This is a genomic window from Labrys okinawensis (genome assembly GCF_047345005.1).
Lineage (GTDB): Bacteria > Pseudomonadota > Alphaproteobacteria > Rhizobiales > Labraceae > Labrys > Labrys okinawensis.
Genome location: NZ_CP178864.1, coordinates 2,518,822 through 2,534,030, shown reverse-complemented (window position 1 = coordinate 2,534,030; position 15,209 = coordinate 2,518,822). Strand labels below are relative to the sequence as shown.

Below are 15,209 nucleotides of genomic sequence, written 5' to 3'. Positions count from 1 at the left end.
GGACTTCTTAATCATAGCCTTATCCTGGGAGTATTTAGCCTGCCGGGCCACACCCCATCCGTCATTGCTTCGCAATGCCACCTTCCCCAGCTTCGTGGGGAAGGCTTTGGCGTAACGCCTCGTCTCTTTTAAGTGCTCTCCCTATGATGGCGAGAAGCGCGCCACCAGCTGATGCCGCTCGCCCGGATAGGTGAAGCGCACGGCCGTCACCATCGGCTCACCCCGCCAGGTCTGGCGTTCCACCACCAGGCAGGCGGCGCCGGCGTCGAGGGCCAGCAATGAGGCCGCCTCCCCGCGGGCGCCCACCGCCTTGATGTGATGTTCGGCCACCGTCCAGGGCACATGGCTGAGCAGCCAGACACCCGGTGGCTCGGCAGCGAAATTGGCCCGCTCGGCCTGCGGCACCGCCTCCAGATTGATCAGGCGCTCCTCAAGGCAGAAGGGCGCATCGCCGGCGAAATGCCTGCTTGTCAGCGACAGGAAGGACGTATCGGCATCGAGATTGAGGTGCAGGATTTCGGCCGGCTTCGCCTTGCGGCGGCGCCGTGCGAGGAGCTCATAGCGATAAGGCAGGCCGAGCGCCTCTACCTCCGCCTCGATGCCGTGGATGGCGAGCACCGCCGCCTCGCTGCGCGGCTGCACCACGAAGCTGCCGGCCTTGCGGCGTCGTTCGATCAGGCCGGCGGCGGCAAGCTGGGTCAGCACCTTGTTCACCGTCATGCGCGAGCAGCCATAGATCTCGGTCAGCTCGGTCTCGAAGGGAATGCGATGGCCGGGAGGCCACTCGCCGGAGACGATGCGGTTTTCGAGCTCGCCCAGAATGCGCTGATGCAAGGTCTGGGGCCTTGCCTGTCCGCCCTCGTCTTGCGCCACGCTCATGGTGTAGCCTCCTAGAGCAAAGCGCGTTTAGGCGTAAACGCTTCTTCGCTCTAACTCTCAAATTCGACGCGTCTTTGCGATTCTTGCCGATCCCGTCAACTCGCAAAACGCTTTAGCTAGGTGTTAAACTCCCATCTTCGGGCTTGCGCGTCAACAAATATGTCTATACATGATCTCCCAACTTCATCAGGGCGGAGAGGACGATGTCGGAAGGCAGCGAAGGGCTTCATCTGTGGCGCAATGCGCGCCTTGCCACCCTGGCCGAGGGCTCGCCCGGCCTCGGCATCGTCGAGAAGGGCGCGATCGCGGCCCGCGATGGCCGCATCCTCTTCGCCGGCCCCGAAGGCGAGCTCCCCGCCGAGATCAGCAAGGCCGAATCCACCGATTGCGAGGGCCGCTGGATCACACCCGGCCTGATCGACTGCCACACCCATCTCGTCTTCGGCGGCGACCGCGCCCGCGAATTCGAGCTTCGTCTCGAGGGCGCCAGCTACGAGGAGATCGCGCGGGCGGGCGGCGGCATCGTATCCACCGTCAGCGCCACGCGCGCCGCCAGCGAGGATGAACTGGTCGCCAGCGCCCTGCCCCGCCTCGATCGCATGATCGGCGAAGGCGTTACCACGGTCGAGGTCAAGTCGGGCTACGGCCTGGATACGAAGACCGAATGCGCCATGCTGCGCGCGGCCCGCAGGCTCGGCGAAAAGCGCAGGGTCGGCGTCAGCACGACTTTCCTCGGCGCCCACGCCCTGCCGGTCGAAGCCGCGGGTGACAAGGACGCCTATATCGATCTCGTCTGCCGGGAGATGCTGCCCGCCGTGATGGCCGAGAAGCTCGCGGATGCAGTCGACGGTTTTTGCGAGGGCATCGCCTTCTCTCCCGACCAGATCCGGCGCGTCTTCGAAGTGGCCAGGCAGGCGGGCCTGCCCGTGAAGCTGCATGCCGACCAGCTCTCCAACCTGCACGGCGCCAGGCTTGCCGCCGAATATGGTGCGCTCTCGGTCGACCATCTCGAATATACCGATGAGGACGGCGTCGCCGCCATGAGCGCCGCCGGCACCGTGGCCGTGATCCTGCCGGGCGCCTATTACTTCATCCGCGAGACCAAGCAGCCCCCGGTATCGGCTTTCCGCGCCCACAAGGTGCCGATGGCGATCGCCACCGACTGCAATCCGGGCTCCTCGCCGCTGACCTCGCCCCTCCTCACCATGAACATGGCGGCGACGCTCTTCCGCATGACTGTGGACGAATGCATTGCCGGCTTCACCCGCAACGCCGCCAAGGCGCTCGGCAAGCTCGGCGAGATCGGCACGCTCGAGGCCGGCAAGTCCTGCGATCTCGCCATCTGGGACATCGAGCGCCCGGCCGAGCTCGTCTACCGCCTCGGTTTCAACCCCCTGCATCAACGTATCTGGAGAGGCCAGTAATGAACCCCGTTTTGCTGCGTCCGGGCGAGGTTTCGCTTGCGACCTGGCGCGCCATCTATCAGGGCGCGCCCGTCACTCTGGACGAGGGCTGCCGCCCGCAGGTCGAGGCGAGCGCTCAGGCAGTTGCCGCCATCATCGCCAAGGGCGAGCCAGTCTATGGCATCAACACCGGCTTCGGCAAGCTTGCGAGCGTGCGCATCGAGAATACGGACCTCACCATCCTCCAGCGCAATATCGTGCTCTCGCATGCCGCCGGCGTCGGCGAGCCTTTGCCCGCGGATGTCGTACGCCTGATCGTGGCGCTGAAGCTCGGCAGCCTCACCCAAGGCGCTTCCGGTGTGCAGTGGTCGACCGTCGAGGCCCTGCGGGACTGCCTCGCAAGGGATCTGGTGCCGGTCATTCCCGGCCAGGGTTCGGTCGGCGCCTCGGGCGATCTCGCGCCCTTGTCCCATATGACGGCGGCGCTGATGGGCGTCGGCGAATTCTTTGTCGCCGGCAAGCGCATCCCCGCCGCCGAAGCGCTCGCTCAGGCCGGCCTGCAGCCGCTGGTGCTCGGCCCGAAGGAAGGTCTCGCGCTTCTCAACGGCACGCAGGTCTCGACCGGCCTTGCCCTCGCCGGCCTGTTTCTGGCCGAGCGCATCTTTCAGGGCGCACTCGTCACGGGCGCGCTCTCCACGGACGCCGCCAGGGGCTCGGACGGCCCCTTCGACCGCCGCATCCATGCCGTGCGCGGCCATCGCGGCCAAGCAGAGGTCGCCGACACGCTGCGCGAGCTGATGGCCGGCAGCGCCATCCGCGCCTCGCATCTCGTCGGCGACGAGCGCGTGCAGGACCCCTATTGCCTGCGCTGCCAACCCCAGGTAATGGGCGCCTGCCTTACCCTGCTGCGCCAGGCGGCCGACACGCTGGCGATCGAGGCCAACGGCGTCACCGACAATCCGCTCGTCTTCACCGACACGGGCGAGGTGATCTCCGGTGGCAATTTCCACGCCGAGCCGGTGGCCTTCGCCGCCGACATGATCGCCATGGCGCTGTGCGAGATCGGCTCGATCAGCGAGAGGCGCATCGCCATGCTGGTCGATCCCGCTCTGTCGGGCATGCCGGCCTTCCTGACGCCGAAGCCCGGCCTCAACTCCGGCTTCATGATCCCTCAGGTCACAGCCGCCGCCCTCGTCTCCGAGAACAAGCAGCGCGCCTTTCCTGCCAGCGTCGATTCGATCCCGACCTCGGCCAACCAGGAAGACCACGTCTCCATGGCCGCACATGGCGCCCGCCGCCTCCTGGACATGAGCCGCAACACGGCCAATGTCATCGGCATAGAATATCTCGCCGCCGCCCAGGGATGCGACTTCCATCAACCGCTCGCCTCCAGCGACGCGCTGGAGCGCGTGCGCGCCACACTGCGCGCCAAGGTGCCGCATCTGACTGATGACCGGCACTTTGCGCCCGATATCGAGGCAGCCACCGCCCTGATCTGGAGTGGCGCCGCCCAGGCTGCCGCCGGCGCGGCGATGCTGGCCCATGTGGTGGAGGATGCGGCATGAGCAAGCCTGACTGGCTCGAGATCCGGCAGGGCCAGGCCCCGTTGATCGTCAGCATCCCGCATACGGGCACCGAGATCCCGGCCGAAATCGAAGCGAAGCTCGTCTCGCCCTGGCTCGCGCGCAAGGACACCGACTGGCGGATCGAGACGCTCTACGATTTCGCCGCCGAACTCGACGCCACCATCGTGCGCACGGCGATCTCGCGCACGGTCATCGACGTCAACCGCGATCCTTCCGGCGTCTCGCTCTATCCCGGCCAGGCGACGACCGAGCTTTGCCCCAGCACCAGCTTCGATGGCGAGCCGCTCTACAAGGATGGCTATGCGCCGGGCAGCGACGAGATCGCGCAGCGGCGTGCCACCTGGTTCGATCCCTACCATCTGGCTCTCGCCGATGAGGTCGCGCGGCTGAAGGGCCGTCATCCTACCATTGCCGTCTATGACTGCCACTCGATCCGCTCGGTCATCCCGCGCCTTTTCGAAGGCACACTGCCGCAATTCAACATCGGCACAAACAGCGGCAAGAGCTGCCATCCGGCGCTGGCAGGCACCATCGAGGCGCTATGCACTGCCAGCGGCCGGGACACGGTGATGAACGGGCGCTTCAAGGGCGGCTACATCACCCGCAGCCTGGGACAGCCGGACGAGGGCGTGCATGCCGTGCAGATGGAACTCGCCTGCCGCAGCTATATCGACGAGCCGCTGGGTGAGGTCTCGGAAGCCAACTGGCCCGTGCCCTTCGATGCCGCCTATGCCAGGCCAATCCGCGAGACACTCGGCAGCATCCTGAACGCGTGTCTCATTTTCGCGAGGGCAACGCGATAGTCGGGTGTGCCGACCTGCAGGTCGGCACTCTAGTCTTCGAGCGTCGCGGTTCTATGCCGACCTGGAGGTCGGCACACCATTTCGGAGCCCTCCATGAAGCTCATCCGCTTCGCCGACCTCACGCCCAAGCCCTGGAAGAATGGCGGCGGCACCACCACCGAGATCGCCGTATCGCCCGAGGGCGCCGGCTTCGACGATTTCGACTGGCGCCTCTCCGTGGCTGACGTCGCCAGTGACGGCCCGTTCTCGCTCTTCCCGGATATCGACCGCACGCTGACGCTGATCGAGGGCAAGGGCCTTGTCATGGCGATTGACGGGCGCGAGCCAACGACACTCACCCCTGTCTCCGGGCCGCTCTCCTTTCCCGGCGATGTCCCCGTGACCGCGACGCTGATCGATGGCCCCATCCGCGACTTCAATGTGATGACGCGCCGTACGCGGTTCAGCCACGAGGTGACGAAGCACGATCTTAAAGCGGGAACCGTCGAGGCAAAGGACGGCCCCCTCGCCGTTCTGCTGTCGCTCAGCAGCGGAACGCTCCATATCGATGGCGCCGAGATGGATCTGGCCCTCGGCGACGTCGTCTTCATCGATAAGGCCGTCACTCTGGCCGGGACGCATAAGATATTGATCGCCCGGCTGAGCCGTATACCCTGATCGAGCATGATCGCCGCCTCAGCCGGGCGGCGGGTGACGAGCCTGTCCGGTGCGTTGAATGACCCTGCCCAGTCCCGATCCGCGGTTTCCGCGAGAAGCCCATACGTCCCGGCCCGCCGAGGTCGACCGGCTGATCGATTATCTGCTGCTCAAGGGCCGGCTGGATGTCGAAAGCCCGACGTCCCTGTACCGCCGCCTGCAGGAGGCACTGCGCAGCGCCATCCACGAGGGCGTCGTGTCGGCCGGGGCCATGATCCCAGGCGAGCGGGAGCTGGCCCAGAGGCTGAATCTCTCGCGCGTGACCGTGCGCAACGCGCTGAAGGGTCTGGTCGACGAGCGGCTGATGATCCAGCGCCACGGCGCGCGCACCAGCGTGGCCGAGCGCCTGGAAAAGCCGATCTCGATCTTCACCAGCTTCTCCGAGGACATGGCAGCGCGCGGGCGCAAGCCGGGTGCGAAATGGCTTCTCGCCGAGACCGGCGACGCCGATGCCATCGAGGCGGCGGCGCTCGACCTTCCCACCGGCACCGCGGTCTGCCGCCTGCACCGGCTGCGCACGGCCGACGATGTCCCGATGGCCATCGAATATACGATCATCCCCACCGAATTCCTGCCCAGCACCGACGTCGTCGGCAATTCGCTCTACGAGGCGCTGCGCGAAAGAGGCTGCATGCCGACACGGGCTCTGCAGCGGCTGCGCTCCGACATCGCCTCGCCAGAGGAAGCCGCGCTGCTGCAGGTCGCCCCGGGGGCAGCGATCCTGGAGATGGAACGGCGCTGCAGCCTCGACAATGGCCGGGTGGTCGAGTTTACCTGCAGCCGCTACCGGGGCGATGCCTATCAATTCATGATCGAACTGGTCCGGCCCTCTTCTTGAAGAGCGTGACCGAAATATCGTCTGGACCGCGACTTTTTGTTATTGCCGGGCTTGTTCCGGCAATCTACGGACGCAGACGCTGACAGAGGCGGCGACTGGATGCCCGGGACAAGCCCGGGCATGACAAGATCTGTGCCCTATTCGGCCTCTCGCGATGTTTGAGTCAGGCCCGAGAAAAGTGGTATTAAACTGGTTGCATCGGTGTTCCCATCATGGCAGGCTTGGCCTGTCGATATGCGGGAGACTGGCGTGGCCTCAGCGGTTGAAAGAACCCTTGGCGGGCTGATCGTCTCCTGCCAGCCGGTGGTGGGTGGTCCCATGGATCGCCTCGACATGATCATCGGCTTTGCCCTGGCGGCGGAAGCCGGGGGCGCAGCGGGGCTGCGGATCGAAGGTGTCGCCAATGTGCGCGGCGTGCGCGCGGTGACGAAGCTGCCTATCATCGGCATCGTGAAGCGGGTCGAGCCGGGCACGCCCGTGATCATCACCTCACGGCTGGAAGATGTACTGGCGCTGGCCGATGCCGGAGCCGACATCATCGCCTTCGACGCCACCGACAGGCCCCGTCCCGTCCCCGTGGCGGACCTCGCCACGGCCGTACGTCGGGTCGGCGGGCACTCGATGGCCGACTGCGCCGGGCTAGCCGATGCGCAGGCCGCCGCCGCTCTCGGCGTCGACGTGATCGGCACCACCCTCTCCGGCTATACCGGCGGCCCCGTCCCTGCGGGGCCCGATCTCGATTTCGTTCGCCACAGCGCGAAACTCGGACGGCCTGTCTTTGCGGAAGGCCGTTATTACACTGTCGAGGATGTCAGGGCGGCCCGCCTCGCGGGTGCCGATGCCGTTGTCGTGGGCTCGGCGATCACGCGCCCCGAACATATCACGAGCTGGTTTGCCGAGGCGGTCCGTTTGCCCGCCTCCGCCGATCCCCTGCAAGGTTAAGGGAACAGCCATGCCCGACTTGCCCGTCCTCGCAATCGATATCGGCGGAACGAAGACCCTGGTCGCCTTGGTCGAGGGTGCAAAAGTGCTGGGACGGCGGCGTATCGAGACCAACAGGGAGTCCGGTGCCGAAGCCTGGCTCGATGCCCTCGCCGGCGTTGCGGCCGAATGGGAGGGCCGCTTCACCCTGGCTGGCGCCGCTGTCACGGGCCGGATCACGGAGGGACGTTGGTCGGCGATCAATCCGGCCATCCTGCCGGTTCCCGACCGCTTCCCGCTGGTCGAAGCCTTGCAGGAGCGCCTTGCCGTGCCCGTCATTGCGACCAACGACGCACAGGCGGCGGCCTGGGGAGAGTACCGCTTCGGCGCGGGACAAGGCCTCGATCTCGTCTTCATGACCGTTTCCACGGGTCTCGGCGGTGGCCTCGTCCTTGGCGGGCGCCTCCTCACCGGACGCAGCGGATTGGCCGGCCATATCGGCCAGATCCTCGCCGATCCATGCGAGGGCGGCCGGCGGCTGGAGGATCTCGCCTCCGGCTCGGCCCTCGCCCGGATCGGCGATCCCAGGAACCTCATCGCAGCGGCCGCGCGCGGCGATGCCGGTGCCGAGGAACGGATTCAGGCCGTCGCGGTGCCGCTCCTGCGCGCCATGCGCTCACTGCAATTGCTGCTCGATCCCGACTATTTCGTGGTCGGCGGCGGCCTCGGCCTCGCAGAAGGCTTCATCGCGCGCCTCCACAGGCTCGCCCGTGACATCGAACCCGACTATCGCCCCAACATCCGTGCCGCTGCGCTCGGCGCCGAAGCGGGGCTGATCGGCATCGCCGATCTCGCAAGAACCCAAAGAACAAGCGCAACAGAGGTGGATCGATGAACAGACTCAAGGCTGCATTCGCCGGCGCCGCGGCGCTTCTCGCTCTGGGAACCACACAGGCCCTTTCCGAGGTCACCGTGCTCGGCTGGCCCGGCGGACCGGAGGAAACTGCCCTGCGCGCCGTCACCAAGATCTATAATGATCAGGCCGGCATCAAGGACGACGACAAGGTCAAGCTGATCTTCTTCAACCGTGAGGGTTTCTGGGACAAGCTGCAGGCGGATCTCGCCGCCGGCTCGAGCGAGTTCGACCTCAATCTCGTCGCCACCTATTCGCTGGGCAAGTATGCCCCCTTCCTGGAGCCGATCGACCTGCCGGCTGATGCCGGCAAGACCTTTGGCGACAAGGTGCTCAAGACCATGCAGTATGACGGCAAGCAATATGGCGTGCCGACCGACCTCTCGCTGCATTTCATGTATGTCCGCAAGGACCTGATGGCCAAGCTTCTCAGCGACGACGACTGGAAGAAGACCTATGGCGAGATCTCCCAGAAATTTCTTGGGAAGGCGATGCAGCCGGTCGCCGACGACGACTGGACCTGGGACGACTATGCCGCCACCGCCCTGTTCTTCACCAAGAGCATCAACAAGGAGAGCCCCACGCGCTACGGCACCGTGCTGCAGATGAAGAACCTGCTCTTCAACATGATGGTGTTCGGCAGCGTGGCCCATTCCTATGGCGCGGACTGGGAAGATTCTTCCGGCAAGATCACCGTGGATTCGCCCGCCTACCGCACCAGCCTCGAACTCTACAAGAAGCTCTACGACGCCGGCGCCACGCCCAAGGATTCGCTCACCTACGAGTTCGCCGAGGCCAATGCCGCCTTCGGCTCCGGCCAGGCGGCCACCATGCTGCAATGGAATGCCGCCGCCGCCGATCTCGACAATCCTGACAAGACACCCGCGGTGGCCGGCAAGTTCGACACGATCGCGCCGCCCAAGGGGCCGCAGGGCCGCACCACCCACATCCACGGCCTCGGTTTCGGCCTCAACAAGACTTCGACCCACAAGGATGGCGCCATCAAATTCCTGACCTGGCTCGCCAGCGCCGACGCCATAAAGGCCTACGCCGATGCTGGCGGCTCGCCCGCCATCGACAAGAGCCTGACGGCGCAACTGCCCAAGCGCCCCGATCTCGTGAAGCTCGGCGACTTTGCCGGCCAATACGGCTTCGTGATGACGGGCGGCACCTCGGCCAATGCCCTGCAGGTCTATGAGGCGCAGGCCAAGTTCTTCACGGGCTATTGGGCCGGCACCACCGACCTCGACTCCGCCCTGAAGGACACGACGGCGAAGATGCAGGAGTTGCTGAAGTAGGCCGGCGATCCTACCGCGCAAATGCCGCGGCTTGTCTTCTTTGGGGGCCATGCCAGCCCCTGACGGGCCGCCTCAAAACTCCAGCCTAACCCTTGGAAGCAACGTTTGTCATGCCCGGGCTTCGTCCCGGGCATCCAAGTTCAGCCTTCGGGAGATTGGCGCCATTCTGGATCGCCGGGACAAGCCCGGCGATGACGAAAGCCGCACTTCCTGGACTTTTTGACCAAGCTTCAACGACACCGGACCAGCCCACATGGCCCTAGGCCGCACCAGCACGCCCTATCTCCTGATCACGCCGATGACGGCGTTCCTTGTGCTGCTGGTGGGCATCCCGCTCGTCATAGACCTCGTCTATTCGGTCTCGCATGTCACCTTTGAAAACCTGCGCGCGCCGACGCTGCAAGGCCTCGGCAATTTCCTCACCGTGCTCCGGGACGATTCCTTCTGGCGCGCTCTCGGCTTCTCGCTGAAATTCGCCGTCTTCGCTTCGCTCGCCCAGATCCTGCTCGGCCTGTTCCTCGCGATCTTCCTGGCGCCGCTGCTGGCCAAGCGACCCTGGCTGATGGCGCTTCTTATGCTGCCCATGATGCTGGCACCGGCTCTGGTCGGCCTGATGTACCGGCTGGTGCTGCAGGAATTCATTGGCGTTCTGCCTTATTATTTCGAGCTCTTCACCGGCGACAGCCCCGCCTTCCTCGACCCCGATCACGCCTTCATCACCCTGGTGACCATCGAAGTCCTGCAATGGACGCCCTTCGCCCTTCTGATCCTCTACTCGGCCTATCAGGCCGTCCCGCTCGACATCCGCGAGGCGGCGGCGATCGACGGCGCAGGCCCTTTGAGGCGGCTCCAGCAGATCGACTTGCCCTTCATGGCGCCGACCATCGCCATCACCTTCTTCTTCCGCTTCATCGACAGCTTTCGCGTCTTCGACAACATCTATGTGCTGACCGGCAGCGGCTCGGGCGGCAGCACCACCACGATCAGCATCTACATCTACGAGGCCTTCTTCCGCGGCAACAATATCGGCGTGGCCGTCGCCGCCTCGCTTCTCCTGCTGCTGATTTCCTTCCTCGTCCTTATAGCTTTGCTCAAGCTGGCGGAGCGGCGGGCATGAAGGTCATCCTCGCGGCCCTGCGCTGGGCGGTGTTTGTCATCGCCGCCTTCGCCCTCAATTTCCCGCTGATATCGACGCTGATCACCTCGTTCAAGAGCGATAGCGAGATCGCCGAGAACCCCTCGCTGATCATCGAAGCGCCCACCCTGGAGAATTTCCGAAAGGTCTTCGTCATCGCCGACCGCTTCGACATCACGCATTACCTGATCAACAGCGTGATCGCGGCAACGCTCGGCTCGGTGCTTGCCATCGCTCTCGCCTTCCCGGCAGCCTATGCCATCATCCGTTTCGGCGTCGGCCGGCGCTGGTTGCTGCCCGCCGTCACCAATCTGCGCGCCATTCCCCTGATCATCTTCGCGATCCCGATCTACCTGATCTACCAGCGCCTCTCCCTGCTCGACACCCGCTTCGGGCTGTCGCTGATCCTGTGCCTGGTCAACCTGCCGCTGGTGCTGGTGCTGCTTGCCAATGCCGTGCGCGACCTGCCCCTGGAGATCGAGGAAGCGGCACGTGTCGACGGCGCTGGGACGATTCCGTTGCTGCGCCACATCGTGCTGCCGCTTTCGACGCCGGTGATCGCCTCCTCGCTCATTCTCGCCTTCATCTATTCCTGGAACGAGTTCCTGTTCGGCCTGATGCTGACGACGCAGAGCGCGGTGCCGATCACCGTCGGCGCTTCTTTCTTCTTCGCGGCAAGCGGCGGGGGCGTGCAATGGGGCACGGCGGCAGCCGTGATGATCTTGAGCATCCTGCCGCCGCTGCTGCTCAGCCTGTTCGCCTATCGCTATATCGGCCGCTCGCTCACGGCCGGCGCCGTTAAGGGATGAACTGTTTGATCCGCGACAGCAGCGGATCAGAATCCTGCTTCCACCGTGACCTTTGAACCATCGCCGAAACGCGAGAAGCGGAATGGCGCGGGGTCGACGACGGGGGTATCGCCCGCCACCAGATCCGCCATCAGCCGGCCGGCGCCCGGGCCAAGGCCGAAGCCATGGCCGGAAAAGCCGGTGGCGATGAAGAAACCCGGCAGCGCCGCGACATCGGAGATCACAGGAACCGCATCCGGCGTCACGTCGATGAGCCCGCCCCAGCGCTGCGCCTCCACCACGCCGGCAAAGGCGGGATGGGCCTTGCGCAGATTGGCCACCGCCTGATCGAGCAGGCGGTTGTCGGGTACCGGATCGAGCACGCGGATCTGCTCGAAAGGCGTTGCCTCGTCCGCCTTCCAGCGGCGCTTCCAGCGCATCTCGGTGAGGAACTGCTGACCGAGATGCAGACGGATGCTTTTCCACTCCTTGCGCAGTGCTGGCAGGAAGGCCCCGAACAGGCGAAAACTGTCCGGCGTGATCTCGGCCGTCGAGAGGCCACCATGGGCCACTGTATAGCCGCCATCGGCGCGCTTGCGGAAGGCGAAGTCGGAGCCCGCAGCCGAGCTCTCCGGGCCGCCCTCCAGCGGCTTCGTGCGCAGCACCGAGCCGAGCACCTTGAGCTGGGGCAGGTTGAAGCCAAGATTGCCCGCGAAGAGCCGCGACCATGAACCGCCGGCCAACACCACGGTGTCGCAGGCAATCGGCCCCTTCTCGGTGACCACCGCGCTCACCTTGCCGCCCGCGGTCTCCACCGAGCGCACGGCGCACTCCGTCATCACGGTCCCGCCAAGCGACTGCAGCGTGCGAGCGATGGCAGGCGCCGCGACAGCCGGCTCGGCCCGCGCATCGCTCCTGGTGTAGAGCGCCCCGGCAACCTTGCGCGCGAGGCCCGGCAGCACGTCCTGCACCTCCTTGGCGGTGATGAGGCGCGAGCCGATCTGGTGCTGCCGGGCGTGATCGAGCCAGGGCTCGTAGGCCTGCATCTCAGCCTCGGTCTCGCACAGATAGAGGATGCCGCATTTGCGAAAGCCGAGGTCTTGCCCCGCCACCTGGTCGAGGCCGCTCCAGATACGCAGGCTCTCCTGGATCAGCGGGATCTCGCGGCTGTCGCGGCCCATGGCGCGGCACCAGCCCCAATTGCGGCTGGATTGCTCGCCGCCGATGCGGCCCTTCTCGCACAGCACGACCGAATGCCCCTTGCGCAGGAGCGCCAGCGCCGTGCTGACGCCGACGATGCCGCCCCCGATGACGACGACATCGGCACGGGGAGGCAGGGATGAAGATGAAGAAACGGGATCGACGGGGGGAGACATGCGACTCGCAACCAGAAAGACAGACCGCGGCACTATAGAACGCAGTCCCGCAACGGCAATGACGGCTCTCTCCGGGTGCACGGGCATCCTGCCCGTGCACCCGGAGCACACAACCAAATTTCAAAGACCTCTATCATCCGGCGGCCACTCCCCTTATGCTCAATGGCCCTGAAGCAGCCCGACATTCGTCGCGGGCTTGCGACCCCTGCAAGGCACCTTGTTCCTCGACATCGCCATCATCGTCCTCCTGACGCTCCTCAACGGCGTCCTCGCCATGTCGGAACTCGCCATCGTCTCCTCCCGCCCGGCCAGGCTTCGCATCATGGCGGACCGCGGCAGGAGCGGCGCGGCAATCGCCCTTGAATTGCTTGAGAATTCCGGCCGCTTCCTCTCCACGGTGCAGATTGGCATCACGCTGGTGGGCGTGCTCTCGGGCGCATTCTCCGGCGCCACCATGGGCACGCGCCTGGCCGACTGGCTGCGTGAACAGGGTGTTGCGACCAACATCGCCGACACGCTCGGCGTCGGCATCGTGGTGGTGCTGATCACTTATCTGTCGCTGATCATCGGCGAATTGGTGCCCAAGCAGATCGCGTTGCGCGACTCCGAGGCCATGGCCGCACGGGTCGCCCCCTCGATGAAGCTCCTCTCTAAATGCTCGGCCCCGCTGGTCTGGCTGCTCGATGCCTCCGGCCGTCTCGTCCTCACTTTGCTGGGCCAGCGCGGCAAGACCGACGAGACGGTGACGGAAGAGGAAGTACGCACCATTCTGGCCGAGGCCGAGAGCGCAGGCGTGCTCGAGCGAGCCGAGAAGGACATGATCTCCGGCGTGATGCGCCTCGGTGACCGCAGTGCCCGCTCCTTGATGACGCCACGGCGCGAGGTCGAGGTGATCGACCTTGCTGATTCCTCAAAGGCAATCATGGCGCGGCTGCGCGCCACCAGGAACACTCGCCTTCCCGTGCAGGACGGCGAGGACGACAACATCATTGGCGTCGTCACCGTAAAGGAACTGTTCCAGACCCAGCTCGAGGGCCGGGCACTGAACGTGCGCGAGCATGTCCAGGCCGCGCCCATCGTGATGGACACCACCGAGGCGCTCAGCGTGCTGCAAGCGCTGCGTTCCTCGAAAGCCCATATGTCGCTGGTTTTCGACGAATACGGCCATTTCGAAGGCATCATCACCGCCAATGACGTGCTGGAAGCCATCACCGGCGCCTTTCAGGACGATGAGGGTGACGAGCCGGCCATCACCATGCGTTCGGACGGCTCCTATCTGGTGGCTGGCTGGATGCAGGCCGATGAGCTCTCCGAGGCTTTGGCGATGCCGATCGAGCGCGGCAACTACGAGACGGCTGCCGGCTTCATCCTGGCGGAACTCAACCATCTGCCGCAGACCGGCGAAAGCTTCGTGCGCGACGGCTGGAAATTCGAGGTGGTAGATCTCGACGGCAGGCGCATCGACAAGATCCTGGTTTCGAAGGCAGCTTGATCGAGGAGTGGCGGTCTGCGACCGCCATCTTTCTTGCCGGCAAATGCGGTGGTTCATGAATGGCGGTCAGAGACCGCCACTCCAAGTACGGCACGCTCCGCGCTGTTGACGACTCTCGCCTTGCCGGACGATCTTCGGACGACAATAGGTTGGGTAGCTTCCGTTCCCCCATCCGGCCAGGACGACCATGCGACGCAAATCCAACCGACGGCAGGCACTTTCGACCCGCGCCATTCACCTCGGCGATGATCCTGCCAGCGCGAACGGTGCTTTGACACGTCCCGTCTACGTGCACCCCACTTACGCCTTTGAAAGCCTGGAACAGGGCACCGGCGCCGTCCGCAGCGAGGTGGCATGATGTCGACCTTGCCTATCGTCCAGATCGGCGATCCCGTTCTGCGTCAGCGTGCGTCGGAGGTGCCGCCGGAGACGATCGCCTCGCCTGAAATCCAGACGCTGATCGACCAGATGATCGAGACGATGCGGGCAGCCCCGGGTGTCGGTCTCGCAGCGCCGCAGGTCGGCGAACCCAAGCGCATCATCATCGTCGAGGATCCACCGCTGGCGATTGAACGGCTCAACGACACACAGCGCGACGAACGCCAGCGCACCAGCGCCTTTCCGCTGCAGGTGTTCGTCAACCCGCGCATCCGGCCGGCCGAGGGAAGCGCGAAGACGATCTTTCCCGAAGGCTGCCTCAGCATTCCCGGTTATGCCGGGTTGGTGGAACGCGCCCTCGACATCGAGATCGCATGGCTCGACCGGCACGGCGTCTTCAATGACTGGACGCTCGTGCATGGCTGGCCCGCCCGCATCATCCAGCACGAAATGGACCACCTTGACGGCATCCTTTATACTGACAAGCTGCTGCCCCGCTCGCTCATGACGGATGACAACATGAAACGGCGGACGGAAGGCAGGTCGGTCTCTTCCTTGATCGCTGAGTTGGCCAGGGAGGCTTGAGAATCTCCAACGCAGCGGGACATGCCGTGCCAAAACCTTGATTTCCAAAAGCTTTCTATTTGGGCGCGAACTGTCTCAAGAGCATAAATAAGCCGGCTTATTAGGGAGACAACGATAT

General features: G+C 65.1%; 13 protein-coding genes and 1 pseudogene. 12 read left to right on the top strand and 2 right to left on the bottom strand.

The features are described from left to right. Positions 1-141: 141 nt before the first annotated feature. Complete coding sequence (gene hutC, locus ACMDCR_RS11955; RefSeq protein ID WP_413992736.1) at positions 142-879, bottom strand: histidine utilization repressor; 738 nt, start codon at positions 877-879, stop codon at positions 142-144. Positions 880-1,082: 203 nt separating this feature from the next. Between hutC and hutI the strand changes: the two genes are divergently transcribed. The 9 genes and pseudogenes from hutI to ACMDCR_RS11910 all read left to right on the top strand — a co-directional run bounded on the left by hutI (position 1,083) and on the right by ACMDCR_RS11910 (position 11,281). Continuing rightward, a complete protein-coding gene (gene hutI, locus ACMDCR_RS11950) occupies positions 1,083-2,303 on the top strand; it encodes an imidazolonepropionase (protein ID WP_413992735.1) in 1,221 nt (406 codons plus the stop codon). Beyond that, complete coding sequence (hutH, locus tag ACMDCR_RS11945) at positions 2,303-3,847, top strand: histidine ammonia-lyase (RefSeq protein WP_413992734.1); 1,545 nt, start codon at positions 2,303-2,305, stop codon at positions 3,845-3,847. Before hutI ends, hutH begins: the two co-directional genes overlap by 1 nt. Continuing rightward, positions 3,844-4,671, top strand: coding sequence for an N-formylglutamate deformylase (hutG, locus tag ACMDCR_RS11940; RefSeq protein ID WP_413992733.1), 828 nt, complete (start codon positions 3,844-3,846; stop codon positions 4,669-4,671). Before hutH ends, hutG begins: the two co-directional genes overlap by 4 nt. A gap of 93 nt (positions 4,672-4,764) precedes the next feature. After that, positions 4,765-5,328, top strand: a complete 564-nt coding sequence (locus ACMDCR_RS11935) for a HutD family protein (protein WP_413992732.1) — start codon at positions 4,765-4,767, stop codon at positions 5,326-5,328. Positions 5,329-5,386: 58 nt separating this feature from the next. Further along, on the top strand, positions 5,387-6,205 hold the full coding sequence (locus tag ACMDCR_RS11930; protein WP_413992731.1) for a GntR family transcriptional regulator: 819 nt from the start codon (positions 5,387-5,389) through the stop codon (positions 6,203-6,205). 234 nt (positions 6,206-6,439) lie between these two features. Next, positions 6,440-8,021: pseudogene (locus ACMDCR_RS11925) on the top strand (putative N-acetylmannosamine-6-phosphate 2-epimerase). Beyond that, entirely contained in the window at positions 8,018-9,337 is a 1,320-nt protein-coding gene (locus ACMDCR_RS11920) for an extracellular solute-binding protein (RefSeq protein ID WP_413992730.1), read from the top strand. The pseudogene ACMDCR_RS11925 and the gene ACMDCR_RS11920 overlap by 4 nt, the downstream one beginning before the upstream one ends. A gap of 253 nt (positions 9,338-9,590) precedes the next feature. Continuing rightward, positions 9,591-10,454 (top strand): carbohydrate ABC transporter permease, encoded by an 864-nt coding sequence (locus tag ACMDCR_RS11915; protein ID WP_413992729.1) that lies wholly within the window; start codon positions 9,591-9,593, stop codon positions 10,452-10,454. Positions 10,455-10,459: 5 nt separating this feature from the next. Continuing rightward, positions 10,460-11,281: a carbohydrate ABC transporter permease gene (locus tag ACMDCR_RS11910; RefSeq protein WP_413993596.1), complete on the top strand. Its 822-nt coding sequence runs from the start codon at positions 10,460-10,462 to the stop codon at positions 11,279-11,281. Positions 11,282-11,307: 26 nt separating this feature from the next. Here ACMDCR_RS11910 and ACMDCR_RS11905 read toward each other — a convergent pair whose 3' ends face one another. Continuing rightward, on the bottom strand, positions 11,308-12,636 hold the full coding sequence (locus tag ACMDCR_RS11905) for an NAD(P)/FAD-dependent oxidoreductase (protein WP_413992728.1): 1,329 nt from the start codon (positions 12,634-12,636) through the stop codon (positions 11,308-11,310). Between the two features lie 274 nt (positions 12,637-12,910). Between ACMDCR_RS11905 and ACMDCR_RS11900 the strand changes: the two genes are divergently transcribed. The 3 genes from ACMDCR_RS11900 (at position 12,911) to def (ending at position 15,091) form a co-directional block, all read left to right on the top strand. Beyond that, positions 12,911-14,128, top strand: a complete 1,218-nt coding sequence (locus ACMDCR_RS11900) for a hemolysin family protein (RefSeq protein ID WP_413993595.1) — start codon at positions 12,911-12,913, stop codon at positions 14,126-14,128. Between the two features lie 187 nt (positions 14,129-14,315). Further along, the gene (locus tag ACMDCR_RS11895; RefSeq protein WP_413992727.1) at positions 14,316-14,486 is read left to right on the top strand and encodes a hypothetical protein; all 171 of its coding nucleotides are present in this window, start codon (positions 14,316-14,318) and stop codon (positions 14,484-14,486) included. After that, the gene (gene def / locus ACMDCR_RS11890; protein WP_413992726.1) at positions 14,483-15,091 is read left to right on the top strand and encodes a peptide deformylase; all 609 of its coding nucleotides are present in this window, start codon (positions 14,483-14,485) and stop codon (positions 15,089-15,091) included. The genes ACMDCR_RS11895 and def overlap by 4 nt, the downstream gene beginning before the upstream one ends. Positions 15,092-15,209 lie beyond the last annotated feature (118 nt).

What these genes read in the sequence shown, in the direction of transcription:
- ACMDCR_RS11935 (WP_413992732.1), top strand. Translation starts at nt 4,765, where the DNA reads ATGAAGCTCATCCGCTTCGCCGACCTCACGCCCAAGCCCTGGAAGAAT.
- hutH (WP_413992734.1), top strand. Translation starts at nt 2,303, where the DNA reads ATGAACCCCGTTTTGCTGCGTCCGGGCGAGGTTTCGCTTGCGACCTGG.
- def (WP_413992726.1), top strand. Translation starts at nt 14,483, where the DNA reads ATGATGTCGACCTTGCCTATCGTCCAGATCGGCGATCCCGTTCTGCGT.
- ACMDCR_RS11920 (WP_413992730.1), top strand. Translation starts at nt 8,018, where the DNA reads ATGAACAGACTCAAGGCTGCATTCGCCGGCGCCGCGGCGCTTCTCGCT.
- ACMDCR_RS11905 (WP_413992728.1), bottom strand. Translation starts at nt 12,636, where the DNA reads ATGTCTCCCCCCGTCGATCCCGTTTCTTCATCTTCATCCCTGCCTCCC.
- hutG (WP_413992733.1), top strand. Translation starts at nt 3,844, where the DNA reads ATGAGCAAGCCTGACTGGCTCGAGATCCGGCAGGGCCAGGCCCCGTTG.
- hutI (WP_413992735.1), top strand. Translation starts at nt 1,083, where the DNA reads ATGTCGGAAGGCAGCGAAGGGCTTCATCTGTGGCGCAATGCGCGCCTT.
- ACMDCR_RS11900 (WP_413993595.1), top strand. Translation starts at nt 12,911, where the DNA reads ATGTCGGAACTCGCCATCGTCTCCTCCCGCCCGGCCAGGCTTCGCATC.
- ACMDCR_RS11915 (WP_413992729.1), top strand. Translation starts at nt 9,591, where the DNA reads ATGGCCCTAGGCCGCACCAGCACGCCCTATCTCCTGATCACGCCGATG.
- ACMDCR_RS11895 (WP_413992727.1), top strand. Translation starts at nt 14,316, where the DNA reads ATGCGACGCAAATCCAACCGACGGCAGGCACTTTCGACCCGCGCCATT.
- hutC (WP_413992736.1), bottom strand. Translation starts at nt 879, where the DNA reads ATGAGCGTGGCGCAAGACGAGGGCGGACAGGCAAGGCCCCAGACCTTG.
- ACMDCR_RS11930 (WP_413992731.1), top strand. Translation starts at nt 5,387, where the DNA reads ATGACCCTGCCCAGTCCCGATCCGCGGTTTCCGCGAGAAGCCCATACG.